We start from the raw sequence: 25739 nt of genomic DNA, 5'->3' as shown, positions 1-25739 counted from the left end.
GCATGTCATTAGTCCAGCTGATCCAGAATGCATGGAATAAACAATCGAGTTGGTTGATTGCTTTACGTCCATTGTCTTGCTTGTATCGGGCTGGGTTTTTACTAAATCGTAATCTTTATAATTCAGGTTTTAAGCAAATTTATAAAGCGCCCGTACCTGTGATGGTTATAGGTAATATCACAGTAGGTGGAAGCGGAAAAACTCCCTTGCTAATACAACTGGTGAATTATCTACAGCAGCATAATGTAAAAGTAGGGGTAATTAGTCGGGGATATGGGGGTAATGGTCCTTTTCCACTGCTGGTTACCTCGGGCGGCCAAGTAGCTCAAGCTGGGGATGAGCCAGCATTAATTGTTCAGGCTACAAGTGTACCAATGGCAGTAGGTCCTAATAGGCAGGCCGCAATAGAGTTATTGCTTGAGTCATCAGAAATAGATTTGATTATTAGTGATGATGGGTTGCAGCATTGGGCATTAGATCGACAGATCGAGTGGATTGTACTGGATCAAAATCGTGGTTTAGGGAATAAAAAACTATTACCTGAAGGTTATCTGCGAGAGCCTGTTGAACGTTTAGAAACTGGAACAGTGATTGAGCATACTCATAAACCTGCTACAGAATTAAACATGTATCTCGAGACAGGACAGCCATATTTACTTAACCCTTTATCTAATTCTAAACCAAGCTTTAATCTTGAGAATAATTATCATGCTGTAGTGGGTATTGGCTTTCCTCAACGGTTTTATCAAACCCTTAAAGATCTAGGGTTGAAGCAATTCGAAGAGCATGCCTTTCAAGATCATCATGATTACACAATCAATGATTTAATTTTTAATGATGAGCTGCCACTTATTACAACTGAAAAAGATGCAGTTAAACTATTACCGTTACTTGAAAAACATCCTGAATTTAAACAATCTATTTGGGTAGTTCCTGTTACAGCTGTGCTGTCTACACAGTGTTATCAGGTTTTAAAAATGCAATTGCAAGAACTTGATATTCAATTATCTTAGGAAGAAAAAATGAAACACATCGTCATTCCAGCACGCTTCTCAAGTTCGCGTTTGCCAGGTAAACCATTGTTGCTTATTCATAACCGTCCTATGATTTTACGTGTAGTGGATCAGGCAAAAAAAGTCGAAGGTTTTGATGATTTGTGCGTGGCAACAGATGACGAACGTATTGCTGAGATCTGCCGTGCAGATGGAATTGATGTAGTTCTTACCAGTGCAGATCATCCTTCGGGTACAGACCGTTTAAGTGAGGTGGCTCGCATTAAGGGTTGGGATGCAGACGATATTATTGTAAATGTTCAAGGTGATGAACCTTTATTGCCAGCTCAACTTGTTCGGCAAGTTGCAGAACTTTTGGTTGATAAACCAAATTGTTCAATGTCTACGTTGTGTGAGCCGATTCATACCTTAGATGAGTTCCAGCGTGACAGTATTGTAAAAGTAGTCATGTCTAAACAAAATGAAGCTTTATATTTTAGCCGGGCTACCATTCCTTATGATCGAGATGGGGCTAAGCATGATGAACCGACTTTACATTCACAAGCATTTCGTCATTTAGGTTTATATGCTTATCGAGTGAACTTATTACAAGAATACGTAACATGGGATATGGGGAAGCTTGAAAAGTTGGAGAGCCTTGAACAATTACGTGTTTTGGAAAATGGTCATCGAATTGCAATTGCTGTAGCCGAAGCCAATTTACCACCAGGTGTGGACACTCAAGCTGATCTTGATCGCTTAAATAGTATGCCTGTTGAATCTTTTGAATAAGCGTTAATTTTTAATGAATCCGAATGTAACTTCAAAGGTTTATCCTTGGCAGCAAACAACATGGGACACCTTGACAACAAGGTTTCCCAATATTGGACATGGTCTCTTATTTTACGGCAAGCAAGGTTGTGGAAAACATGCTTTTGCTAAGCAGTTTTTGGCATGGGTACTTTGTTTAAATAAGCAGCCGCAGGGCCCTTGTGGTGAATGTAGTAGTTGCCAATGGTTAAAATCAGACACTCATCCCAATTATGTTCATATCACAACGGATGAAGAAAATAAAAAACAGAATGCAAAAATTAAAATAGAAAAGATCCGTGACTTACTACCTTTCGTACAACAAACGGGAGAAGGTTGGCGCGTTATTGTGATTGAGCCTGCAGAAGCACTTAATTTGGCATCTTCAAATGCTTTGCTAAAGACTTTAGAAGAACCAGGCGAGCGTGTTGTTTTAATTTTATTAGCTGATCACTATCTTAAACTACCGGCCACTATTCGTAGCCGATTGCAACATTTCGCTTTAGATCGTATTTCATATGAGCAAGCTACTTCTTATTTGAATGAGTATTTATCTGAACTTGCAGAAGTGCAGCCTGATTTACTGCTTGGCTTATCTAATGATATGCCTTTACAAGCAATAGAAATTGCTCAAAGTGACTGGTTTGCGAAAAGGCAAATTTTCTTAAATGATTGGCTTAAAATTGTTGCTCAAAAAAATATGCCTTTATTTTTCTCAGGCAAATGGCAAAAAGAATTAAGTTTTAATGATTTTATAATGCTTTTTGAATACTTGTTGGGTGATTTAATTTGTGTCAAGCTAAACCAACCACAGAAAAATACTGATTTAGATTTTGATCAGTTAAGCCCATATTATGATTTAGAAAGCTTATTTAATATTTATAGTGAATTACAGCAAGCAAAAAAGCTTGTTGAACAAAATGTACAAAGCCAACTTATTATTGATCAATTATTTATAACGTTAATGAATATTTAAGGGGAAAACTATGCAGCCGCAAATGGGGGGGATTATTCAGGTAAATATTCCTGATAAAGCTACTTTGCAAGCAAGCTATATGGGATATGTGCAAGGTGGAGGCCTATTCGTACCATCAAAACAAAAGGTAAAGATGGGACAAGAAATTTTCATTTTAGCGACTTTGCCTGAGCAGTCTCAAAAAATTCCTCTAACAGGCAAAGTAATCTGGATCTCCCATAAGCAAAGTGGATTTAAACCTCAAGGTTTTGCTATTCAGTTAAGCGGAGATAAGGGAATTTACTATAAAACTGAGGCAGAACGAGTTTTGGCTGGTAGTATGTCTCTAGACCGTCCAAGTTATACGATGTAATTAAATAGGAAAGAAAAGTGTTTGTTGATACGCATTGCCATTTAACGATGTTAGATTTAACGCCTTATAACGGTGATCTGGACCTTGCGCTTGCAGCGGCGCGAGCAGAAGGAGTGTCTAAGTTTATGGCAATTTCCGTTGATCTCGATGACCATATTGCACTAGCTGAAATTGCAAATAAACATGCAGATGTTGGTTATACGGTAGGTGTACACCCTTGTGAGGATGTGGACACAATGGCACGTGCAACAACTGAGTATTTGATTGAATTGGCTCAATCAGAAAAAGTATGGGCTTTAGGTGAAACTGGACTGGACTATTATCACAGTACAGATTTTATTGAAGAGCAAAAGGTGTGTTTTGCAAGACATATCCAAGCTTCAAAAATTTTAAAAAAACCAGTTGTCGTTCATACCCGATCAGCAAAGCATGATACGGTAGATATTATCCGTGCTGAACAATCAACCCATGGGATCCTGCATTGTTTTACCGAAGATTGGGAAACTGCTAAAGCTGTGCTTGATTGTGGTTATTACATTTCTTTTTCCGGTATTGTGTCATTTAAGAATGCACAGGATTTGCGCGATGTAGCTAAACAGGTCCCACTAGATCGTCTTTTAATTGAAACAGATAGCCCATATTTAGCACCTGTCCCATATCGTGGTAAAACAAATGAACCAAAATACGTGCCTTATGTAGCCAAAGCGCTCAGTGATGTATATGATAAATCGGTTGAGGAAATTGCAATGATCACCTCACAAAATTTTGAGAACTTGCTAAAAGCGATTTAGGTTATAGAAACTATATAAGAGAGTAATTGCGTGAAGATGGATCGTCAGGCTCAGTTCCGAGCAAGAGAAGTATTAATATTTCAGGTTGCGGAACAATTATTGCTAGAAAATGGCGAAGCCGGAATGACACTCGATGTCTTGGCTGCTGAGCTTGATTTAGCAAAAGGAACTTTGTACAAACACTTTCAAAGTAAAGATGAGTTGTACATGCTGTTGATTATTCGTAATGAGCGTATGTTACTTGAAATGGTTCAAGATACTGAAAAAGCCTTTCCAGAGCATTTGGCTTTTTTCATGTTGCATCATTTACATCATCCTGAGCGAACAGTTTTATTCCATCAAATTGAGGAAAAACTCTCAATCACTGCTCAAGGCGTACATCATCTTTTTCACGAACTTTATCAAGTGCGTAAACAGAGATTGCGAATTATCATTCGTATGACAGACCACTACCTAGAATCTATTCAAAGCAGTATGCCTACACGAGATTATCTTGCTTCTATTTGGTCATTAACTCATGGTGCGGCAGCTATTCTCAATTCAAGTTTTTATCAACGATATTTAGGTTCAAGAGACACTTTAAGAGTGGCTTATATTGATCAGGCTTTAGCCTTGCCTAAACAAGCTGTTGAGCAATATGCTTAGGTCGATATGAAATCTCAATCACCACTTAAATCTCAAAAAGGTTTTACTCTCATAGAAGTGATGGTGGTGATTGTTATTATGACCATTATGACCTCTCTAGTTGTACTCAACATAGGTGGGGTTGACCAAAAGAAAGCGATGCAAGCAAGAGAGTTATTTTTGCTTGATATGCATAAGATTGGTAAAGAGTCGCTTGATCAGTCTCGTGTTTTAGCTTTATCTACTCTCAGTGAAACAGATGTTTCACCATTTTCTTATGAATTGTATGAGTATCATGACCAGAGTAAATTACAGGTCCAAGATTTAAAAAATCGCTGGCAAAAATATTCAGAATTTACTACGCGGCAACTGCCTAAACATGTATCGTTTACAATACAACCTTTAGATAAGCAAAACTATTCAAAAGCTACGAATACCGATTTAATTGGAGGGCAGGCTCCTCAGTTAATCTGGTTCGGTAACGGTGAAGCTAAAACTGTGAAAATACAGTTTTACTTTGAACAAAAACCAATTGGTTCAGAAATACAAATTGATCATTTGGGTAAAATAAATGAAATCTAAAGGCTTTACTCTATTAGAAGTAATGGTTGCTTTAGCAATTTTTGCAGTGGCGGCTGTCGCGTTAACTAAAGTAGCCATGCAATATACTCAATCTACCTCAAATGCAATTCTTAGAACAAAAGCACAGTTTGTCGCAATGAATGAAGTTGCTTTAATGGAAATAAATCAGGAATGGCTCGAAGGTACACAAAGCAAGCAAGTGACTTCTCAAGGTGAGACTTGGCAGATTGATAAATCTGCGCAATCTACAATTAGTCCAAATGTTCAAAAAGTAGATGTACAAGTTAGTTTATATGATTCTGATAAGGGGAAAGTTCAAAATGGTATTACTCACTTGGTATTTTTTAATTACCCCGTGAAAGCAAAATAATGATAAAGAATAAATATTTTTGCTCTCCAGGCCCAGCTTCACGTCTTGCGGCACGATCAGAGCAGATGATGAGGGGTTACTCCGAGCAAGGCTCTTCGTCTTGCACTCAGACAAAGCTTCGCTTTGTTAATCCTCGCTCAGGATTTACTTTAGTTGAGCTTTTAGTTGCGATTGCAATTTTTGCTATTTTATCTTTGTTGGGTTGGAAGGTTTTTGATTATTTACTAAAAGTCCGTGATCGTAATACTCAACATGAAGTGCAGCTATTTGAATTACAAGATGCTTATCAACAAGTTTTGCGTGATACATTGCAAATTATACCTTTATCAGCCAATCAAGGCGGGCAATTACGTCCAGCTTTAGAGATTGATAATCAAGTTCTCCGCTTTAGTAAGGCGGGTGTTACTGATCCATTAAAGCAAGGATTATCACCTTTTGAGCGTATCGAGTATCGATATGATCCTGATCAAAAAAAGCTTTATCGCCTTAAATATAGTAACTTAAATACTTCAAATAGAGAGCAACCCTTATCAAGTACGCTGTTGAGCCAAGTTGAACAATTTCAAATTATGGTTTTGACACCTCAAGAAGTAACAAAGTGGCCTGAAATTAATATTGACCCTACAAAACCTGATGAATTTAGGAAGTTGCCAAAAGGAATAAAAATGCAACTCACGGTTGCAGGTGTAAGTTATGAGTGGATTTATAGCTTAAACCAAGGTGATTTATCGCTCTCCAAACAGGGAGGTCAATAAATGTTACTCTATAAAAAAAATCAGCAAGGTGTAGCGTTACTCACAATTTTGATAATGGTTGCTTTGGCTACAATTTTAGCTGCCTCTATTGCAAAGCATCAAACTAATACGATGGAAAATACGGGTTATTTGATGCGTCAAAATCAGTCATTACTCTATGCAAAAAGTGCAGAAGCTTTTTTTTCTGAATTATTAATTCAAGATGCAAATAATGCTGGTGGCATCGATCATTTAAAGGAAAGCTGGGCTCAGCCAATGCCACCTTTCCCAATAGAAGATGGAGCCGTATCGGGGCGCTTACTAGATGAGTCAGGAAAATTTAATCTAAACAATTTAACGACCAATGAAGGCAAGGTAAACGAAGCTGCTAAAAATTGGTTTGAGCGATTGCTTGTGCGTGTAGGATTGCCAGCAGAGTTAAGTCAAGCAGTTATTGATTGGCAAGATCCAGATGATGAACCAAGCGGCCCTATGGGGGCAGAAAGTAACTATTATGAAGGACTTGACTCTGGCTATTTGGCTTCAAATGCTAAATTTCATCGTATAGAAGAGTTGAAATTGGTAAGAGGTTTTGAAGGCAAGAAATATGATTTAATCGCACCATACATTTCTGCATTACCTGAAAATACAAAAGTGAATGTTAATACCGCATCGCCATTAGTATTAGCGAGTATTGATCAAAAAATAGATTTAGGGACTATAGAAAAAGAACTTCAATTACGTCAACAGAATTTAAAGTTCTTTCAAAATATTGATGAATTATGGCAATTGAATGCTTTTTCAACAGTTGATCCACAAAAGAAAACTGAAGTTAATAGCCTTTTAGATGTGAAGTCGAACTTTTTTCAAGCACAAATTGAGGTTGTGTTGAATAATAGAAAAAGACAGTTTACAAGTGCCTTAATGCGCAGTGATAAGCAAGTTTATGTATATTCTAGAAATATAGTGCCTTTTAACTAATTGAAAAGTTATGATTTATTTACTTTAGATGTTTTTTGAAGTTTGTAATTATAAATTTTTCCAAGTTAAACGTTAAAGTAAATATAAACTGTCTATATGTGTATATTCGATATTCCTTCATCAGTCTTATCATACTTTTTGCTAATTGCTTCTAATTGAAAAGTGATGCGAAATTTTTGTCTTTTGCTTTATAATAATGTTCTTAGAAGGAATGATCGATTTGGCACATGTTAATTCGTAAGTTATTTAAGTTTGAAAATGCACATGTTGTACGTAACTGTACATCGGATCGTTGTAAGCGATCAATTCATGGACATAGCTATAAAGTTGAGTTATTGCTTAAAGCTTCGAAATTAGATCATGGGCAAATGGTTTATGATTTTGGACTCCTAAAAGGAGTAATAAAAGACTTATTCGATAGCTTTGATCACGCAATTTGTTTTTGGGAAAAAGATGATTCTCAATATATTGATGCATGTCAGACTTTTAGTGCTCGTTGGATTTCTTTACCTGTTTCACCATCGGCTGAACAGTTTTCACGTATTTTCTTTTATCTAGCTCAGCAAGTTTTACAATCAACAGTCACTCAAAATGGGGAAGGTGATGTTGAAGTATATTCTGTTATTGTTCATGAGACTGATACTGGATATGCTCAGAGTTTTATTGAAGATATTCAAAACGAACAAATGGGTATTTTAAGTCTTGATGGAATTGTTTTTTCAGAACAAATTCAGATAGAGTGGGCAAATCCACAAATGTATGAAGACTTGAAAAAAGGGATTAAATTTAATAATCCTCAAGTTGATTTGCAAGTCGAAGTATAAATCGAATTACTTATTTTATTTGTAGAATTGAAAATTGATCTAGGATGACATTAATGCAATTAACTGAGCAACAGCAAAATAAACTCAGTAAAGTTCAATTAGAAGAAAGTTGGAAAAGATCTTTAGCACCTTTTCTATTAAGTCCTCAGATGGATAGTTTGCGCGATTTCTTATTTCAACAGAAACAAGCTCAGAAAATAATATATCCGCCTAGTAAACAGATCTTTAATGCTTTAAATATCACACCACTGGCTGATGTGAAAGTTGTGATTTTAGGGCAAGACCCATATCACGGGCCAAACCAAGCGAATGGATTAAGTTTCTCTGTTCAAAAAGGTATTGCATTACCACCATCTTTGCGCAATATTTTTCATGAATTACATACAGATTTGGGTATTCCAGCTCCTCGCCATGGTGACTTAACAAAATGGGCTACGCAAGGCGTACTTTTACTGAACAGCGTGCTTACTGTTGAAGCTGGACAGCCAACCTCACATCAAAAGCAAGGTTGGGAAGCATTTACTGATGAAGTTATTGATGTTTTAAATGAACAGAGACAACATATAGTATTTATTTTGTGGGGTGCTTATGCACAGCGCAAAGGACAACGTATAAATAGAGATAAACACTTGGTTTTAACAGCCGCACATCCATCACCTCTTGCTGCAAATAGAGGGGGATTTTTTGGATGCAAAGTGTTTTCAAAAACAAATCAATATTTGAAACAACATGGCATTGAGCCCATAGACTGGCAATTGGACGCATGATGAACTCTCCCAATGTAAATAACTATCACCCGGACTTGGTGGTTGAAGAAGCAAAAAACGGCTGGCGTATAGTACGTTTGAATCGTCCTAAATCGTTACATGCTTTAGACGAATCAATCGTAACGGCATTATTGCGTGTATTTGAAGATTTCCGTGACGATGAACAGGTTAAAGCAATTTGGTTAGACTCAACTACACCAAAAGCTTTTTGTGCAGGTGGTGATGTTAGAAAATTACGCCAACTTGTTATAAATCAAGAAGTCGATACCGCAAATAAGTTCTTCCAGCAGGAATATGCTTTAGATCTACTTTTACATAATTATGCTAAACCGGTTGTGGTTTGGGGAGAAGGTTACGTAATGGGCGGTGGTTTAGGCTTGTTTATGGCTGCACCATTCCGTCTAGTGACACCATATTCACGTTTAGCAATGCCTGAAATTAATATTGGTTTATATCCTGACGTTGGTGCGAGCCGTTTCTTGGCAGATCGTGGTCCAATAGGTTTGTTTACGGGCTTAACCGGTTCAATCATGACTGCTGCTGGGGCGTATAGCATCGGTTGGGCAACACATATTTGTGAAGCTCAGCGTGATAATGTTTTGCAAAAAGTTTTAAATATTAATTGGGCTCATTATCCTGCAGGGGATTTCCGAGCAATTGATGATACTTTAAATAGTTTACACCGTCCTGTTGCGGCAGGTCCATTGCAAAACTCACTTGATGTAATTCATAGTGTTTGCCGTGGTTTTAATTTTGAACAAGACTATCAAGCTATTGTTAGCTTACGTGATGCGAGCAGTGATTGGTTACGTCAAGCAAGTGAGAATTTGCAAAAAGGATCTCCTAGTACCGCGGCAATTACTTGGTTACTGTGGCAATGGGGCAAACAAATCCACTCATGGGATGAGGTCTTTGATCTAGAGGCTCAGATTTCTGAGTGGAAAATCCGTCATCCTGACTTTGTGGAAGGTGTTCGCGCACGCTTAGTTGATAAAGATTTATCACCTGAATGGAAACCATGTGACGATCTAAGCTTGAGAGGTATATTGGCTGATTGTCCACCAGTAACTTCAATTGATAGCTGGAATGCCTTACTTAGACAACACGGTGTGATCACCTAAAGTAAATGACTGAATATAGTGATGAACACTGGATGCAGCTTGCTTACGAGCAAGCTGAATTAGCCGCCCAGCAGGGTGAGATACCTGTTGGAGCGGTTCTGGTGAGCCAAAATCGAGTAATCGGATCTGGTTATAATGCTCCAATTACTTTATTGGATCCAACTGCACATGCAGAAATTCAAGCTATCCGTGCAGCGTGTTCCTCTTTAGAAAATTATCGATTACCTGAAGATACGACTTTATATGTTACTCTTGAGCCATGTACTATGTGTGTAGGTGCGCTCGTACATGCAAGAATTAAACATGTGGTTTTTGGTACGCCAGAACCTAAAGCAGGCTCTTTGGTGAGTGCGCGTCAGTTATTACAGCAAGGTTATTATAATCATAGGTTTACATTTCAGAATGGCTGTCTACAAGAAAAATGTGCACAACAGCTTAGCCATTTTTTTAAACAAAGACGTGAGCAAAAGAAACAAGAGAAACAACAAAAAAACGTCCTTAAATGATTAAAAATTAACATACTCTTATGGCAAACTAACGCGGTTTTAATGTCATGATTCTATTTAATAAGGACGATTCAATGCGTAATGTAATTACCGTAGAAAAAGAATTTAATGCTCCTCTTACTGATGTATTTAATTTGCTCTCTAAGCATTCAACTTACAATACTGCTTTTGCACCTTTACAGGTTGTGCGTGTTAAAGACTCCGCAGATTCTAAAAGACCTGATGGTTTAGGCTCAATTCGACGTATGGGATTTGGTCCAATTAAGCCACTTAAAGAAGAAATTACATTGTTGGAAGAAAATAAAAGTATTGAGTATAAATTAATAGACAATCCTTTGATTAAACACCATTTAGGTAGAATTGAGTTTTCTGAGATTACTCCATACATTACCTTAGTTACATACCGTATCGAGTTAACGGCAAAAGCGCCAGTGGTCAGTAAATTAATCCTTGCACAGTTAAAACTAGCCATTACACTAGGCTTTTCGAGATTAGCTAAAGCATTTGCTTCTTAGTGAGAGTTCAATGACAGTTCAAATTATTACTATTGATGGTCCGAGTGGTTCGGGTAAAGGAACATTGGCCGCAAAACTTGCAGCACATTATCAATATCATTTACTCGATTCGGGTGCCTTATATCGTTTATTAGGGTTGTCATTACATAAACACGATTTATTAGAGAAATTAGACAGTCAGCTTGATGAATGTATTCAATATGCACGTCAACTGGACATTAAATTTGAAACGTCTACCTCAGGGATTTTGGTCTTCTTAGATGGCGAAGATGTATCTCAAACAATCCGTACAGAGCGAGTTGGTGAGTACGCATCAAAAGTTGCAGTGGTTCCAGAGCTTAGACAAGCACTATTTGAAAGACAAAGAGCTTTTGCGCAAAGTCCTGGTTTAGTTGCAGATGGGCGTGATATGGCAACATCTATCTTTCCAGAAGCTAATGCTAAAATTTATCTGACAGCTTCGGCTGAGTCACGCGCTGAGCGAAGAGTAAAACAGTTGCAGGGTATGGGGCTAGATGCTAAAATAAACGACATTTTAGCTAATATACAGGCACGAGACAAAAGAGATATGGAGCGAGAAGTTGCTCCGCTCAAGCCAGCCAGAGATGCTTATATCATTGATAGTTCGGAATTAACGATCGATCAGGTATTTAAGTTGATGGTTGATTATGTCGATAGCCGTACTATTTAGTAAATAGAATTATCAGTTGAAGCATAGCTTGATCAGTCTATAAAGACTATGTTGATACTTAACTAAACCGGCCTTGTCTGATCCAAGACCGCTGAATTTATCAGGTATATCATGACCGAATCTTTTGCAGCCCTCTTTGAAGAAAGTGAATTAAACCTCAACGTTGAAAAGGGTGCAGTCATCCAAGGTGTTGTTGTAAACATCGATAGCGACTGGGTAACTGTTGACACTGGCCTAAAGTCTGAAGGCATTGTTGACCGTGCTGAATTTTTAAATGAACAACGTGAACTTGAAGTTCAGGTTGGTGATACTGTTGACGTAGTTGTTGAAGCTCTTGACAACGGTATGGGTCAAACAGTTTTATCACGTGAAAAAGCTAAGCGTGCTGAAACTTGGACTAAACTTGAAAAAATCTTTGAAGATGGCGAAATCGTTACTGGTGTTATCTCTGGTAAAGTTAAAGGCGGTTTCACTGTTGACATCGGTCCTGTTCGTGCATTCTTACCAGGTTCATTAGTTGACACTCGTCCTATCCGTGACACTACTCACCTTGAAGGTAAAGAGTTAGAGTTCAAAGTAATTAAACTTGATGCTAAACGTAATAACGTTGTTGTATCTCGTCGTGCTGTTATGGAAGCTGAATCTTCTGCTGACCGTGAAGCATTACTTGCTCAACTTGAAGAAGGTCAAACAGTTACAGGTACAATCAAAAACCTTACTGATTACGGTGCATTCGTTGATCTTGGCGGTATTGATGGTCTTCTACATATCACAGATATGGCTTGGAAGCGTATCAAGCACCCTTCAGAAGTTGTTGAAGTTGGTCAAGAAGTTACTGTTAAAGTACTTAAATTTGACCGTGAACGTAACCGCGTATCTTTAGGTCTTAAACAATTAGGCGAAGATCCATGGTTAGCGATCATGAGCCGTTACCCTAAAGGTTCTATCGTTAAAGCTCGCGTAACTAACTTAACTGACTACGGTTGTTTCGCTGAAATTGCTGAAGGCGTTGAAGGTTTAGTTCACGTTTCTGAAATGGACCACACTAACAAAAACATCCACCCATCTAAAGTTGTTCAGATTGGTGATGAAGTTGATGTTATGGTTCTTGAAGTTGATGAAGAACGTCGTCGTATTAGCCTTGGTATCAAACAAACTCGTGCTAACCCATGGGAAGAGTTTGCTAAAGCTCATGAGAAAGGCGAAAAAGTATCTGGTACTATCAAGTCTATCACTGACTTTGGTATCTTCATTGGCTTGAACGGCGGTATCGACGGTTTAGTACACTTGTCTGATATTTCTTGGAACGAGCAAGGTGAAGAAGCTATTCGTCGTTACAAGAAAGGTGACACTGTTGAAGCTGTTATCTTGTCTGTAGACGCTGAAGGTAACCGTATCAGCCTTGGTATCAAGCAATTGAACAGCGATCCGTTCAATGACTTCTTAGCTGCTAACGAACGTGGTGCTTTAGTTAAAGGTACTGTAACTGCAGTTGATGCTCGTGGTGCAACTGTTAAGTTAGCTGACGAAGTTGAAGCAACTCTTAAAGCTTCTGAAATCAACCGTGACCGCGTAGAAGATGCGACTAAATTCTTAGAAGTTGGTCAAGAAGTTGAAGCGAAGATCATCAACGTTGATCGTAAATCTCGCTCTATCAACTTGTCTATCAAAGCGAAAGACGAAGCTGAAGAGAAAGAAGCAGTTGCTAGCTTGCGTACAGCAACTACAAGTCAAGACAATGGTCCTAAGACTATTGGTGACTTGATCAAAGCACAAATGAAGTAATAAGTTAACAAAGTACAGTTTCATGTAACGGAATTGTACTTTTTATACAAATTACTGTAAACGGTAGCCTAGTATTCAACATACTGCGCTACCGTTTTGTATTTAAACAGGTTATTATCGAACGACATAGAGTAGCAATAAATAACGAGGTCGTAGATGACTACTGAAGCTCTTAATAAGTCTGATTTGATTGAACGCATTGCGCTAAAAAACCCACACTTAGCTGAACCTTTGGTGGAAGAGGCGGTTAAAATTATGATTGATCAAATGATAGAAGCACTATCAACTGATAATCGAATTGAAATCCGTGGTTTTGGTAGCTTTGCTTTACACCACCGTGATCCAAGAGTTGGTCGCAATCCTAAAACAGGAAAATCAGTTGAAGTTGCAGCTAAAGCTGTTCCACATTTTAAACCCGGAAAAGCCCTTCGTGACGCAGTAAACGAATCTGGGAAATAAATAAAATTTATAAGTCGGGGTGTCTATGCGTTATATTTTAATTGCATTGCTTATTGTTGTATTTGGCTATTCTTTAGCACTTGTTTTGCAGAATCCAACAGAACTTTCTGTTGATTTGTTATTTACCCAAGTTCCAGCTATGCGTTTAGGCTTATTATTGCTACTCACATTAGTACTAGGAACAGTGGTCGGTCTTTTACTTGGTGTACAGGTTTTCAGAGTATTCCAAAAAGGTTGGGAAATTAAACGCCTGCGTAAAGATATTGACCATTTAAGAAAAGAACAAATCCAAAGTGCTCAATTAGCAGCGGCTGAAGCAGCTGCAAATGTAAGACATGAAAAAACCGTTGTAGATATTTATCCGCAAGATAAAAATTCTACTCCGCTATAATCCCCCCCGTACTACTCTTTATTAATGAGTAAAGAGTAGTATGTCTCTAAATTTTATCTCTTCTTTTATTCTTCTAAATATAAACGCTTTTGATCTTATCGCTTTAATTTTGGAAAGCAGCTCTCTACATTCCTTTATTCCTTCATGAGTTGTCTATTATAATAACGCTGATTTTATATGATGGAAGAAAGTCTCTTGAGTATCATTGTTGCGTTAGATGCAAAAAGCCAATATGACGCTTTAAAAATTGTTGAACAGCTTGATCCTGCTTTATGCCGCGTAAAAGTAGGTAAAGAGCTTTTTACTCATGAAGGCCCATCTGTTGTAAAAAAACTGCAAGAACAAAATTTTGAAGTTTTTCTTGATCTTAAATTTCATGATATTCCAAATACTACCGCTCAAGCAGTATGTGCAGCGGCTGATTTAGGCGTATGGATGGTAAATGTTCACGCTTCAGGTGGCCGTAAAATGATGGAAACTTGTGTGGAACGTTTAAAAGCGGGTAACTATCAAACCCAACTTATTGCTGTGACAGTACTCACATCAATGGGTCGGGAAGATTTAAAAGATATTGGTTTAGATATTGAACCTGTAGAGCATGTGAAGCGCTTAGCTAATTTAACGAAAGAAAGTGGCTTGGATGGGGTGGTTTGTTCTGCTCAAGAAGCTAAGATTCTTCGTGAATTGATCGGGCAAGACTTCTCTCTGGTAACACCAGGAATTCGTCCAGAAGGTTCTAATGCAGACGACCAAAAACGTATTGTGACTCCAAAGCAAGCTATGCTTGATGGTTCCACACATCTGGTTATTGGTCGACCGATTACTAAAGCAGAAAACCCAACAGAAATGTTGAAATCTATTCTGGCTTCAATTGCCTAAAAATTTAGAAATAAGCTAATTAATAACGGCGCGAGTAGGCTTAATAATAAGCCACTCATCATGGCATGTGGTACATAATGTGTACCGCATGACTGTTTTACCATGGCTAAGGTAACGTCCATTGAGGTTGCTCCAGCGCTTGAGATAGCAGGGCGTGGAAAACGCCATCCCATCGTATACATTAGAAAAATAGCAACGATTTCCCTAAATAAGTCAGTTAATAAGGCAATTCCACCTAGTTCTGCCGAGTGTAATTGTGTAAATAAAATCCCTGACATTGAATACCAGCCATAACCTTGTGCTAAAGCTAAAGTTTCATTAAGTGTAAAATGTTTGTGAAGTAAATAGTAATTCAAAAAGCCCGCTATACATGACCCTATAAAAGCAGCTAACGGTACAATTAAAATCTTCCAGCTTAACCAAGTGCGGTTAAAGTGGGTAAAGGCAAGTTCAATACCAATTAAGAAAATAAAAAGTAATAATAAATACCAGCTATTAAATGCGATATGTGAGGTGAATTGAGTAATGATAGCGCCGAATAAAACACCGACACCTAATGCAAAAAAAGCCTTAGCAATATTCTTTAAAGCATTTACAAAAAGTTGTAGGGAGATTTTTCCTTTGACGCTTTGTTTATCAAAAATTGTATAAGCCAATAAACACGTAAAGAACGAACCAAAAGACGTGGTAAGAGCAATGATAATAGCGGGTGGAAGTATGGCAGAAGGATTCTCGATTTGATCAAGTGCCAAGGTTAATTCCAAAGCGACACTCGCTAAGAGAATATAAGAAAAATAGGGCAGTATTTTAAATATAAAGTGTCGGATATTTAGAGATAGTTTGGGTGCTAGGAAATAACCGGAAGCAAGTGCTAAAAAGATTTGAATAATGAGATAAAAAGATTGCATATAATAGATAGATTGTTATTAACCTACCTATTATGTCTTGAACATTTTAAGCTGCATAGCTCTGTGAGCTTTTATTTAAAAGTAAGTAGTCATTGGGCTTAACTTTACGAGTTTCTAACCAATACTTCCATGTGTAAGTTGGCCATAGTGAAAAGTTTCTACCATCGGCAGATTGATACCAGCTACTACACCCACCAGCTTGCCATACAGTTCCTTGAAGCTGCTTTTGAACACGTTCGTTAAAAGCATCTTGAACATCTGGTTTGATCTCAATTGCTTTTTGACCAGACTCTTCTACTAACTGAATAAGCTGTAAAATGTAATTTACTTGAGATTCAATCATAAAAATAATCGAATTATGACCTAGAACTGTATTAGGACCTACCAATTGAAATAGGTTAGGAAAATTTTTGGTCATAATTCCGTAATAGCTTTCAGCACCATATTTCCATGCTTGTTTTAACTCGATTTGATTACGTCCGATACATGTGAAATGTTTTAAATAAATACGTGGGTCAGTAATAAAACCTGTACCGTAAATTAAACAATCAATAGGTCGTTCTTGTCCATCTTTGGTAACAATACTGTTTTCTTTAATCTCTTGAATACTATCAGTTACTAGCTCAACATTTTTTCGGTTAAAAGTAGGAAAGTATTTATTTGAGATAAGAATACGTTTACATCCCATAACGAAATCAGGTGTAAGTTTTTTTGCTAACTCTTTATCTTTAACTTGAAAACGTATGAATGCTTCTGCCAATTTTTGGCCATACTTCATGATTTGAGGTTGAACAATGGGTACAACGCGAGATTCATTACTCCAGTAAAGTCGACTACGATGAAGCTGGCGATAAATATTAGAAGATTTGAATAATGCTTTACTTAAGCTTGAATATTTACGCTCATCTCGTGGTATTACCCATGCAGCTGTTCTTTGAAATACATAGAGCTGTTTAACATCTTTGGCTATTTCAGGAATATATTGAATTGCGCTACCACCTGTACCAATAGATGCAACTGACTTTCCGTTTAAGTCATAGTCATGTTCCCATTTTGAGGAATGAAATACTTTTCCTTTGAATTTCTCTATCCCCTTGATAGGAGGAATTTGTGGGATGTGTAGGGGGCCAGATGCAAAAACTACAAATTGCGCTTCTATAGAAGGTTGGTTCTTAAAATCTAGAATCCACACATGACGTGTTTCATCATATTCGACATGAGTTACGTCATGGTTAAACTTGCAGTAATCTTTAATTTTATATTTCTGTGTAATGTCTTGAATATAATTAAAGATCTCTGGCCCCTCAGCATAGCGTTTTGTCCAATCTGTTTTTGGTGCAAAAGATAATGAATACATATGAGATTGAACATCACATGCTGCACCTGGATAACGATTTTCTCGCCAAGTTCCGCCGACATCGTTTGATTTTTCTAAAATAACAAAATCTTGCTGTTGATTTTGTAGTAAACGGATTGCCATTGCTAGGCCACCAAAGCCAGCACCAATAATAGCGATTTTAGTTTTTTGAATAGCATCTTGCTTTGTGTTTAGCATTGGAAACCCTGCATAAGCTGAAAAGAGGATTGCTCGCAAGACTAACGTTTTTTAATCAGTTTAAACATGATTGTAACGACGTGAAAATTGATAGATTCGGCAATTAATTTTCTTGCTTCTTTATAGTAAAACATTTCAGTCTAGGGAAATTGATAGAAGAATGAAACGGTCGATACTTGGTTTAATCTATTTAATTCAAGGAATGCGCAATGCTGGCATTGATGTCGACTCACGTTTGGCTGATATAGGTATTAAAGTTGATGCTTTAGACCCGAGCTCTACAATTCATGATCGTCTTGAATGGGACATTCAACAAATAATTAGTAAAAATGTAGAGCCTGAAAAGGGTTTATTTATTGGACAGCATTATGCTTTAGCCGGTTACGGCCCATTGCTTATGCTACTTGTTACAAGTAATGATATTCAAACTGCTTTAAATAAGGGTATAAAATATCAAAAGCTTACGCATTTATTTGGTAGCTTAGCTTTATATGAAACTGATGAGCGGGCCATTTTAAATTATTTGCCTGTTGATTTAAAAACGGAAATTGGGCAGTTACGGGCACAATGTGAAGTCTCAGGAACTTATAAGTTTATTCAAGATATTTATACGATGATGGGATTGCAAATGCCTGCGATGCGTATAGAACTTCCATTTGAAAAGCCTACTGATATAGATACTTTGTCACGCTATTTTGCATATTATGGCGAAGATGTGCATTTTAATGGTAAATATGCGGCATTTAGCCTAAGTAAGGATGTACTTGAAATCAAGATTCCTTCTGCCGATATCATTACACATCGTATTTATGAATCAAAATGTATTGCAGAAATAACAAGATTAAATCAACAAGATCATCAAACTCCACATATCATACAATGTGTGCAAGATTATCTTGAACTGCAACAAGGAATTATCCCGAGCATGGCGGAAACGGCTTTTGCATTGAAAATGCCTGAAAGGACATTAAGGCATCAACTGCAACAGCTAAATACGAGTTATAAGCAAATTCGTGAACAAATTATCAAAAATAAGGCATTGAAGCTTATGGAATATAGGGAATACTCAATAGAAGTTGTTGCCGAATTACTCGGCTATTCTGAACCAGCGGCATTTAATCATGCATTTAAACGATGGTTTGGACAGAGTCCTCGACAATATGCAAAAGAGTCATCGTCGTAACTCTTGATGCTAAAAGCTAATGTGGTTGAACAAAATGTTCGCTATACTCTCATCAGTTAAAATTGAAATAAAACGATATGTTAAATTTAAAATCTTCTCATAGTACTGCATTCACACCTTCTTCCCCAGCAGAACGCTATGCTGAGGCTTTAGCTTCAGGTCAATTTATGGCAGATGAAGCGCAAGCACAGGCAGTGCAAGAATTAGATCGCGTATGGAAAGAACTTTTAAACCGTTATAAAGCCTCAAAAAAAGCTTTCCGTCGTTTTCGTCGCCAAACTTCACCTAAAGGTGTATATATGTGGGGCGGAGTAGGCCGTGGTAAAACTTGGCTTATGGATCAATTTTACGAGTCTGTGCCATTTCGCCGTAAAACGCGTATGCATTTTCATCATTTTATGCAACATGTTCATAAAGAACTAAATAAGCTTTCGGGCCAACGTAATCCACTTGAAATCGTAGCTGACCAAATCTATAAAGATGCTGTCGTTATCTGTTTCGATGAGTTCTTTGTATCAAACGTAACAGATGCAATGATTTTGAGCGATTTATTCCAAAAATTGTTTGTACGTGGTGTAACATTAATTGCAACATCAAACATTGCACCAGATGGCTTATATAAAAACGGTATTCACCGTGATCGTTTCTTGCCAACCATCGAAATGGTTAAAAAGAACTGTGCTGTTTTAAACGTAGATGCAGGTGTGGACTATCGTTTACGCGTACTAAAACAAGCTCAATTATTCAAATCGCCATTAACGAATGAAGCACAAAGCTGGATGGCTGAACGTTTTAGTGCATTAACTCATACACAAGCTCACTCTCAAGAGCCGATTGTGATTAATAATCGTGTTGTCGAGACTCTGGGGCATACAGAAGATGTGTTGTGGTGTGAGTTTTCTGAACTCTGCTTTAAACCACGTAGCCCAGCAGATTTCATTGAAATTGCAAATATTTATAATACGGTTCTAGTCAGTAATGTTCCTCATTTGACAGATTTCTTGTCAGAAGGCACTCGTCGCTTTATTTATCTAGTCGATGAATTCTATGATCGTGGAGTGAAATTACTTTTAACGTCCCAAGATAGTATTATTGATATCTATCAAGGTGAAAAATTAGCATTTGAAATTGAACGTACGCGCTCACGTTTGCTAGAAATGCAATCTGATGAATATTTACATTCTGAACATCGTCATATTGATGCTACTAAAACTTCTTAAGAAAGTAGATATGAAAAGCGCTCTAAATTGGGCGCTTTTTTTACAACAAAAATTGATAAATTTAGTTAAATAGTGCTTTTTCACGCTGTAAAGTTTGATATAACTAAATACGCTTTAGAAAAACAAGATAGTGAAATTTTTTTGTCTGTTAACAAAAAGTCTAGTTTCGGTATCTTTAAATATTGAATAAATTGTTGGGAATCTTAGTTAGAATTTTAATATTTCCTATATAGAAAACTTTATCTTTGTCAATAGTTTTGCAAGGGAAAATGCTTACTATTTAGGAATGTGATATTAGTATTCAGCTTAATTTAAATCGGTATACTAGGATTCTCTTGGTATAAAAAGTAGCAACTTCAGGAAAGACAATGACTGCACGTATTCAAAAAGGCAAGTTAGCGATTGCTAAAGAACTTTACGATTTTATCGAAAATGAAGCTTTACCAGGTTCTGGTTTAGATAGTGAAACTTACTGGAAGAACTTTGAGCAAGTTGTTGTCGATCTTAGCCCAAAAAATAAAGCATTATTGGCTAAGCGTGATGAATTACAAGCAAAAATTGATGAATGGCACCGTAACAATAAATTTGAATTAGGTGCTTATAAAGCGTTCTTAACTGAAATTGGTTATTTATTACCAGAAGTTGAAGATTTTCAAATTACTACTGAAAACGTAGACGAAGAAATTGCTTTGTTGGCAGGACCACAGTTAGTTGTACCTGTACGTAATGCACGTTATTGCTTAAATGCAGCAAATGCCCGTTGGGGTTCTTTATATGATGCACTTTACGGCTTCGATGTAATTTCTGAAGAAGGTGGAGCTGAAAAGGGTAAAGGATATAATCCTGTTCGTGGTGCAAAAGTTATTGAGTTCGCTAAGAATTTCTTAAATGAAGTTTTCCCGCTTGCTCAAGGTTCACATGCAGATGCAACAAAATATGCAATTGAGCAAAATAAACTTGTTGTAACTTTGAAAGATGGTTCAAAAACAGGTTTAGCCCATGAAGCTCAATTTGTTGGTTTTAATGGTGAAGAAGCAAATCCTTCAGAAGTTGTACTTTTAAGTAATGGTCTTCATGTCATTATCGAAATTGATGCAAATAGCCCAATTGGACAAACTGATCCAGCGGGTGTTAAAGATTTAACATTTGAAGCGGCAGTAACCACAATTCAAGATTTGGAAGACTCGGTTGCGGCTGTTGATGCAGAAGAAAAAGTTGAAGGTTACCGTAATTGGTTAGGTTTAATGAAGGGTACACTTCAAGAATCTATTGAAAAGAATGGTAAAACGATTGTTCGTGATCTAAATAAGGATCGCGAAATTAAAAACTTAATTGGTGGTACAACAAAACTTCATGGTCGTTCACTTATGTTACTTCGTAACGTAGGTCACTTAATGACTAACCCAGCTATTTTGGTAGACGGCGAAGAAATTTTTGAAGGTATTATGGATGCATTGGTAACTCCATTGTTATCAATTGCTGATATTCGTAGTACAAACGAAAATAAAAACTCTCGTAAAGGTTCTATGTATATTGTTAAGCCAAAAATGCATGGTCCTGAAGAAGTTGCATTTGCTGTAGAGTTATTTGAGCGTGCTGAACAGGCGATTGGATTACCACCTAAATCGTTAAAAATCGGTATTATGGATGAAGAGCGCCGTACGTCTGTAAACTTGAAGAACTGTATTGCTGCTGCAAAAGACCGTACGATCTTTATTAATACTGGCTTTATGGACCGTACGGGTGACGAAATCCATACTTCTATGGAAGCTGCGCCAGTTGTTCGTAAAGAAGCGGTTAAAACACAAAAATGGATTGCTGCTTACGAAAACCGTAACGTTGCAATTGGTTTGAAATGTGGTTTACAAGGTAAAGCACAGATTGGTAAAGGTATGTGGCCAAAACCAGATAGCATGAAAGATATGTTAGCAACTAAAGCTGCTCATCCAAATGCTGGTGCTTCATGTGCTTGGGTTCCATCTCCAACTGGTGCGGTACTTCACGCCATGCATTACCATCAAGTGAATGTAAAAGCACGTCAAGATCAGTTAAAAGCTGAAGAAATGTTGTCATTAGATGACTTGTTAACCCCGCCGTTTGCACCAGAAACAAACTGGTCAGCAGAAGAGATCAACAATGAACTTGAAAATAACTGCCAAGGTATCTTAGGTTATGTTGTTCGTTGGGTTGACTTAGGTGTAGGTTGTTCGAAAGTTCCTGATATTAACAACGTGGGCTTAATGGAAGACCGTGCAACATTACGTATTTCTTCTCAACACGTTGCTAACTGGTTACGTCACGGTATTGTAACTCGTGAACAAGTTGAAGAAGTGCTTAAACGTATGGCAAAAATTGTTGATGAGCAAAATGCGAATGATCCATTGTATAAACCAATGGCAGCTAACTTTGAAACAAATATTGCTTTCCAAGCAGCTTCTGATCTTATCTTCAAAGGTTGTGAACAGCCTTCTGGTTATACTGAGCCTTTACTTCATGCGGCGCGTTTGAAGTTAAAAGGTTATACAGGTGATTAATTTCATCCTGTTTTGAAAAAAGCCTCTTCGGAGGCTTTTTTATTTTCGGTATATTTTGTGCTTATAGAAAGGGAATTTATAGCTAAAAGGTTTTGAATTTGATTAGTCTAAAAGATCTCGATCGTGAGAATTGGGTTCTATGCGCAAAATTATCATTAGATGATTCTCAAAAAGATTATGTTGCACCAAATGTATATTCTATTGCTGAGTCTAAAGTGGAAGAACATTACTGTCCAAGAGTGATTTTTTCGGATGATAAAGTCATTGGATTTTTAATGTATTGTGTCGAAGTTGATCCACCTGATGAGACATTATTTTGGTTGTTTCGTTTTATGATTGATGCAAATCATCAGGCTAAAGGTTGTGGTACCACGGCATTGCAAATAGCGATTGATGAAATGGCTGCAAAAGGAGCTAAGCTTATTCGAACAATGTATAAATCATCCAACTATGTGGCTGGAAAACTTTATAAAAGAAAGGGTTTTCAAGAAACTGGAGAATATGATGAATGTGGAGATATTATTCTAGAGTTGAATATTTCTAATTAAAAAAAACGCTAACTGAAGATTCATGTTAGCGCAGGAGTTAATAGAATTAAATATATTGAAAAGCAATATTAGTTACTGCTCACAATTCCAATTTTAGTGACACCTAAACGTTGTGCTGTAGCCATGACCATCGCTACATTCTTATATTCAGCCATCTGGTCTGGTTTGAGTTTGATCTGGTCTTGATCTTTTTTAGCAACAACACCTTGAAATAAAGTCTCTAGTGCCTTTCGGTCAGAAACCTCTTGGTTATTCCAAAATACTTTGCCTACTGCATCAATTCTTACATCAATCACTTCAGGTGGTTTTTCATTTGTTGGTGGCGGTGTGCCATTTGGCAAATTAATATTAATCGCGTTGTTTGGTGCAGGTATGGTAATAATAAACATAATAATGAGTACCAACATGACATCAATAAGAGGTGTCATGTTGACTTCTAACATCACATCATCATCATTATTTGAACCAACATTCATACCCATAAAATTCTCCTTAAGTTAATTACGGGGAAGCTGGAGGGGTAGTAACAAAAGCAATTTTGCCAATACCAGCTTCTTTGGTCGTACTAATGACCTGATCTATCGCTTCAAAATGGGTAAGTTGATCACCCCGAATATGAACTTCTGGCTGAGGTCTTTTTTGTGCAACTGCTTGAAGTTTTGCCAGTAATATCTCTTTACTAGGCACATAACTTTCGTTCCAGAAAATATCGCCTTTCTTATTTACTGAGAGTTGAATATTTTCAGGAGTGGTTGCATATGGAGTATTTTTTTCTTCTGGTAGTTTCACTGGAACCGTATGTGTGACTACCGGAATAGTAATAAGAAAAATAATAAGTAAAACCAACATGACATCAACCAGAGGTGTCGTGTTAATTGTGCCAATCATTTCGTCATCATCTTCAGAACCAACACTCATACCCATAATGTTTGCTCCTGATTATTTAATACTGCGATTAACTGAATTATTGGTATTAATTTCTCCACTTAATAAAACCGCGTGTAAATCTGAACCAAATGAACGGACATTTTCCATAACTGCTTTATTACGGCGTGTAAGCCAGTTATAACCAAGTACAGCAGGTACTGCGACTGCAAGACCAATCGCTGTCATAATCAGAGCTTCACCAACGGGGCCTGCAACTTTATCGATAGATGCTTGACCTGAGATACCAATGGCTGTTAATGCGTGATAAATTCCCCATACAGTACCAAAAAGACCAACAAATGGTGCAGTAGAACCTACTGTTGCTAAAAAGGCTAAACCACCGCCTAAATGATTTTGTATTTTCTCAATTGCGCGTTGAATTGAAATGCTCACCCATGTATTAAAATCGATTCGTTCAAGTAAAGAACCGCCATGTGATTTAGTTGAATTAATGCCTTTTTCTGCAATAAAGCGATAAGCGCTACTTTGTTCTAAACCTTCTGCAGCATTATCAAGGGAAGTCGCTTCCCAGAAATGTTTTTCAGCTTCTTTGCCTTGGCGTTTGACTTTACCTTGCTGCAATAGTTTAGAGATGATGATGTACCAAGTTCCAATCGACATGAGTACTAATATAAATAAGGTAGACTTAGCAACTAAATCACCTTCGCGCCAAAGGGCTTCTAGGCCATAAGGGTTTTTAACAGTTTCACTCGTTGCGGGTTTCGGTGGTGGAGTTGGAGTATTTGTACTTGATGTAGTTTCAGTAGTTGCTGTGGCCACAGGAGTATTGCTTGTTTCTTCTGCGAAAACTGAGCTTAATGGAAGTAACGAGCAAGCTGCGATTAGACTTGCAGAAGCGAAACGAACTAACGGTTGAGTTGATTTTTTCATCGTATATCTCCAATATTTTTTAATTTCTTGCTAATTCAATTGTTTATTCAATTACAAATGGATATTCAATTTCATACCAATCTTGCTGAGGTACACCATCTTTCATTGCTGGTTTGAACGTACATAAGCTGTAAGCTTTAGTTGCCGCTTTATCTAAAATTTTGCTGCCACTCGATTTTTTTACTTTGGCATCAATAACTTTGCCGGATGTATCAACCAAAACACGTATTCGCACTGTCCCTTGTTCTTCATTCATAAGTGCTTCTCGTGGATATTCTGGTTTTTCACAGCCAGCAGAACCCTCTGAAACACCACGACTTACACCAGCTGGTTTTGGTGCCGGCGCAGCAGCCACTGGAGCAGGTGCGGCAACAGGGCTTGGAGATGGGGTACTAGGTGCCGCAGGAGCTGGGGTAGCCGCTTTAGTCGGTTGAGCCACTGGTGTCGTTTTTTGTACCGGTGTTGCTACTTTCTCTACTTGTTTAGGCGGCTCAGGAACCTTGGCAACTTTTTCTACCATTTTTGGTGGCTCAGGCGGTTTTTCCTTTGGTTTCGGCTCTTCCGGCTTTGGTGGAGGAGGCGGCTTAATATCCTGAATAATTTGTAATTCCACAGGTTTTTCTGCTGGTTTTTGAATATTGTTTGCTAAACCTGACATCAGAATATAGGCAACAAGAAGATGCAGAAAAATAACTGCAGCAATACCAATTAGGCGTTTGGCAGATTTATTTTCTATGTCTGTAAAAGTCATGCCCATAGTTACTCCTGAAACTTGAGACAAACAATTCTTAAATTAATGTTTGACTAAGGGTGAGTATTCGGT

At 37.5% G+C, this 25739-nt stretch carries 29 protein-coding genes and 1 pseudogene; 24 read left to right on the top strand and 6 right to left on the bottom strand.

Features of this window, described 5'->3' with window-relative positions; translation table 11 throughout:
- The first annotated feature begins 2 nt into the window (after positions 1 to 2).
- The 20 genes and pseudogenes from lpxK (at position 3) to pyrF (ending at position 15150) form a co-directional block, all read left to right on the top strand.
- Positions 3 to 1013: a tetraacyldisaccharide 4'-kinase gene (gene lpxK, locus J536_RS05915; RefSeq protein WP_002121338.1), complete on the top strand. Its 1011-nt coding sequence runs from the start codon at positions 3 to 5 to the stop codon at positions 1011 to 1013.
- 9 nt (positions 1014 to 1022) lie between these two features.
- Complete coding sequence (gene kdsB, locus J536_RS05910; protein WP_002121419.1) at positions 1023 to 1784, top strand: 3-deoxy-manno-octulosonate cytidylyltransferase; 762 nt, start codon at positions 1023 to 1025, stop codon at positions 1782 to 1784.
- A gap of 13 nt (positions 1785 to 1797) precedes the next feature.
- Positions 1798 to 2778, top strand: coding sequence for a DNA polymerase III subunit delta' (locus tag J536_RS05905; RefSeq protein ID WP_032057020.1), 981 nt, complete (start codon positions 1798 to 1800; stop codon positions 2776 to 2778).
- Between the two features lie 10 nt (positions 2779 to 2788).
- The gene (locus J536_RS05900) at positions 2789 to 3130 is read left to right on the top strand and encodes a PilZ domain-containing protein (protein ID WP_002121335.1); all 342 of its coding nucleotides are present in this window, start codon (positions 2789 to 2791) and stop codon (positions 3128 to 3130) included.
- A 17-nt stretch (positions 3131 to 3147) separates the two neighbouring features.
- The gene (locus J536_RS05895; protein ID WP_017399499.1) at positions 3148 to 3921 is read left to right on the top strand and encodes a TatD family hydrolase; all 774 of its coding nucleotides are present in this window, start codon (positions 3148 to 3150) and stop codon (positions 3919 to 3921) included.
- A 36-nt stretch (positions 3922 to 3957) separates the two neighbouring features.
- Entirely contained in the window at positions 3958 to 4566 is a 609-nt protein-coding gene (locus J536_RS05890; RefSeq protein WP_005069536.1) for a TetR/AcrR family transcriptional regulator, read from the top strand.
- 6 nt (positions 4567 to 4572) lie between these two features.
- Positions 4573 to 5127, top strand: coding sequence for a type II secretion system protein (locus tag J536_RS05885; RefSeq protein WP_005069534.1), 555 nt, complete (start codon positions 4573 to 4575; stop codon positions 5125 to 5127).
- On the top strand, positions 5117 to 5497 hold the full coding sequence (gene gspI, locus J536_RS05880; RefSeq protein WP_032057019.1) for a type II secretion system minor pseudopilin GspI: 381 nt from the start codon (positions 5117 to 5119) through the stop codon (positions 5495 to 5497). The genes J536_RS05885 and gspI overlap by 11 nt, the downstream gene beginning before the upstream one ends.
- Positions 5497 to 6252 (top strand): type II secretion system minor pseudopilin GspJ, encoded by a 756-nt coding sequence (gspJ, locus tag J536_RS05875; protein ID WP_032057017.1) that lies wholly within the window; start codon positions 5497 to 5499, stop codon positions 6250 to 6252. The genes gspI and gspJ overlap by 1 nt, the downstream gene beginning before the upstream one ends.
- A complete protein-coding gene (gspK, locus tag J536_RS05870) occupies positions 6253 to 7212 on the top strand; it encodes a type II secretion system minor pseudopilin GspK (protein ID WP_005076277.1) in 960 nt (319 codons plus the stop codon). It begins immediately after the preceding gene.
- A 227-nt stretch (positions 7213 to 7439) separates the two neighbouring features.
- Entirely contained in the window at positions 7440 to 8036 is a 597-nt protein-coding gene (locus tag J536_RS05865) for a 6-pyruvoyl trahydropterin synthase family protein (protein ID WP_002121363.1), read from the top strand.
- Positions 8037 to 8089: 53 nt separating this feature from the next.
- Positions 8090 to 8803 carry a uracil-DNA glycosylase gene (gene ung, locus J536_RS05860; RefSeq protein WP_032062362.1) on the top strand — a complete coding sequence of 238 codons (714 nt, stop codon included), beginning with the start codon at positions 8090 to 8092 and terminating at the stop codon, positions 8801 to 8803.
- Positions 8800 to 9924 (top strand): enoyl-CoA hydratase/isomerase family protein, encoded by a 1125-nt coding sequence (locus tag J536_RS05855; RefSeq protein ID WP_014206599.1) that lies wholly within the window; start codon positions 8800 to 8802, stop codon positions 9922 to 9924. Before ung ends, J536_RS05855 begins: the two co-directional genes overlap by 4 nt.
- 5 nt (positions 9925 to 9929) lie before the next feature.
- A pseudogene (gene tadA / locus J536_RS05850) lies at positions 9930 to 10434 on the top strand (tRNA adenosine(34) deaminase TadA).
- Positions 10435 to 10504: 70 nt separating this feature from the next.
- Positions 10505 to 10945 (top strand): SRPBCC family protein, encoded by a 441-nt coding sequence (locus J536_RS05845; RefSeq protein WP_014206600.1) that lies wholly within the window; start codon positions 10505 to 10507, stop codon positions 10943 to 10945.
- 10 nt (positions 10946 to 10955) lie between these two features.
- The gene (gene cmk / locus J536_RS05840) at positions 10956 to 11636 is read left to right on the top strand and encodes a (d)CMP kinase (RefSeq protein ID WP_032062358.1); all 681 of its coding nucleotides are present in this window, start codon (positions 10956 to 10958) and stop codon (positions 11634 to 11636) included.
- Positions 11637 to 11747: 111 nt separating this feature from the next.
- Positions 11748 to 13421 (top strand): 30S ribosomal protein S1, encoded by a 1674-nt coding sequence (gene rpsA, locus J536_RS05835; RefSeq protein ID WP_002121348.1) that lies wholly within the window; start codon positions 11748 to 11750, stop codon positions 13419 to 13421.
- A 156-nt stretch (positions 13422 to 13577) separates the two neighbouring features.
- Positions 13578 to 13880 (top strand): integration host factor subunit beta, encoded by a 303-nt coding sequence (locus J536_RS05830; protein WP_002121337.1) that lies wholly within the window; start codon positions 13578 to 13580, stop codon positions 13878 to 13880.
- Positions 13881 to 13905: 25 nt separating this feature from the next.
- A complete protein-coding gene (locus J536_RS05825; protein WP_002121360.1) occupies positions 13906 to 14271 on the top strand; it encodes a lipopolysaccharide assembly protein LapA domain-containing protein in 366 nt (121 codons plus the stop codon).
- Between the two features lie 180 nt (positions 14272 to 14451).
- Positions 14452 to 15150 (top strand): orotidine-5'-phosphate decarboxylase, encoded by a 699-nt coding sequence (gene pyrF / locus J536_RS05820; protein WP_032062356.1) that lies wholly within the window; start codon positions 14452 to 14454, stop codon positions 15148 to 15150.
- Here the strand turns inward: pyrF and J536_RS05815 are convergent.
- Both J536_RS05815 and J536_RS05810 read right to left on the bottom strand, forming a co-directional pair.
- Positions 15147 to 16058: a lysine exporter LysO family protein gene (locus J536_RS05815; RefSeq protein ID WP_032062354.1), complete on the bottom strand. Its 912-nt coding sequence runs from the start codon at positions 16056 to 16058 to the stop codon at positions 15147 to 15149. The genes pyrF and J536_RS05815 overlap by 4 nt on opposite strands.
- A 46-nt stretch (positions 16059 to 16104) precedes the next feature.
- The gene (locus tag J536_RS05810; protein ID WP_081404090.1) at positions 16105 to 17652 is read right to left on the bottom strand and encodes a flavin-containing monooxygenase; all 1548 of its coding nucleotides are present in this window, start codon (positions 17650 to 17652) and stop codon (positions 16105 to 16107) included.
- A 121-nt stretch (positions 17653 to 17773) separates the two neighbouring features.
- Here J536_RS05810 and J536_RS05805 point away from each other — a divergent pair, with 121 nt between their 5' ends.
- From J536_RS05805 to J536_RS05790, 4 genes are all read left to right on the top strand, one after another.
- Positions 17774 to 18796: an AraC family transcriptional regulator gene (locus J536_RS05805; RefSeq protein ID WP_032062352.1), complete on the top strand. Its 1023-nt coding sequence runs from the start codon at positions 17774 to 17776 to the stop codon at positions 18794 to 18796.
- A gap of 77 nt (positions 18797 to 18873) precedes the next feature.
- The gene (gene zapE / locus J536_RS05800) at positions 18874 to 20016 is read left to right on the top strand and encodes a cell division protein ZapE (RefSeq protein ID WP_002117902.1); all 1143 of its coding nucleotides are present in this window, start codon (positions 18874 to 18876) and stop codon (positions 20014 to 20016) included.
- Positions 20017 to 20384: 368 nt separating this feature from the next.
- A complete protein-coding gene (locus tag J536_RS05795) occupies positions 20385 to 22550 on the top strand; it encodes a malate synthase G (protein ID WP_005076266.1) in 2166 nt (721 codons plus the stop codon).
- A 98-nt stretch (positions 22551 to 22648) separates the two neighbouring features.
- A complete protein-coding gene (locus tag J536_RS05790; protein ID WP_032062351.1) occupies positions 22649 to 23098 on the top strand; it encodes a GNAT family N-acetyltransferase in 450 nt (149 codons plus the stop codon).
- Positions 23099 to 23166: 68 nt separating this feature from the next.
- On the opposite strand, the gene J536_RS05785 is transcribed toward J536_RS05790, so the two are convergent.
- Genes J536_RS05785 through J536_RS05770 form a run of 4 tightly spaced genes read right to left on the bottom strand, consistent with a single transcriptional unit; the run spans position 23167 to position 25673 of the window.
- Positions 23167 to 23580: an ExbD/TolR family protein gene (locus J536_RS05785; RefSeq protein ID WP_002117898.1), complete on the bottom strand. Its 414-nt coding sequence runs from the start codon at positions 23578 to 23580 to the stop codon at positions 23167 to 23169.
- 19 nt (positions 23581 to 23599) lie between these two features.
- A complete protein-coding gene (locus tag J536_RS05780) occupies positions 23600 to 24022 on the bottom strand; it encodes an ExbD/TolR family protein (protein ID WP_002118000.1) in 423 nt (140 codons plus the stop codon).
- Positions 24023 to 24037: 15 nt separating this feature from the next.
- Positions 24038 to 24916, bottom strand: a complete 879-nt coding sequence (locus tag J536_RS05775) for a MotA/TolQ/ExbB proton channel family protein (RefSeq protein WP_005069505.1) — start codon at positions 24914 to 24916, stop codon at positions 24038 to 24040.
- Between the two features lie 43 nt (positions 24917 to 24959).
- Positions 24960 to 25673 (bottom strand): energy transducer TonB, encoded by a 714-nt coding sequence (locus tag J536_RS05770; protein ID WP_005069504.1) that lies wholly within the window; start codon positions 25671 to 25673, stop codon positions 24960 to 24962.
- Between the last annotated feature and the right edge of the window lie 66 nt (positions 25674 to 25739).

The organism is Acinetobacter sp. 809848 (genome assembly GCF_000581275.1).
GTDB lineage: Bacteria > Pseudomonadota > Gammaproteobacteria > Pseudomonadales > Moraxellaceae > Acinetobacter > Acinetobacter pittii.
This window is presented reverse-complemented; position numbering and strand designations above follow the sequence as displayed.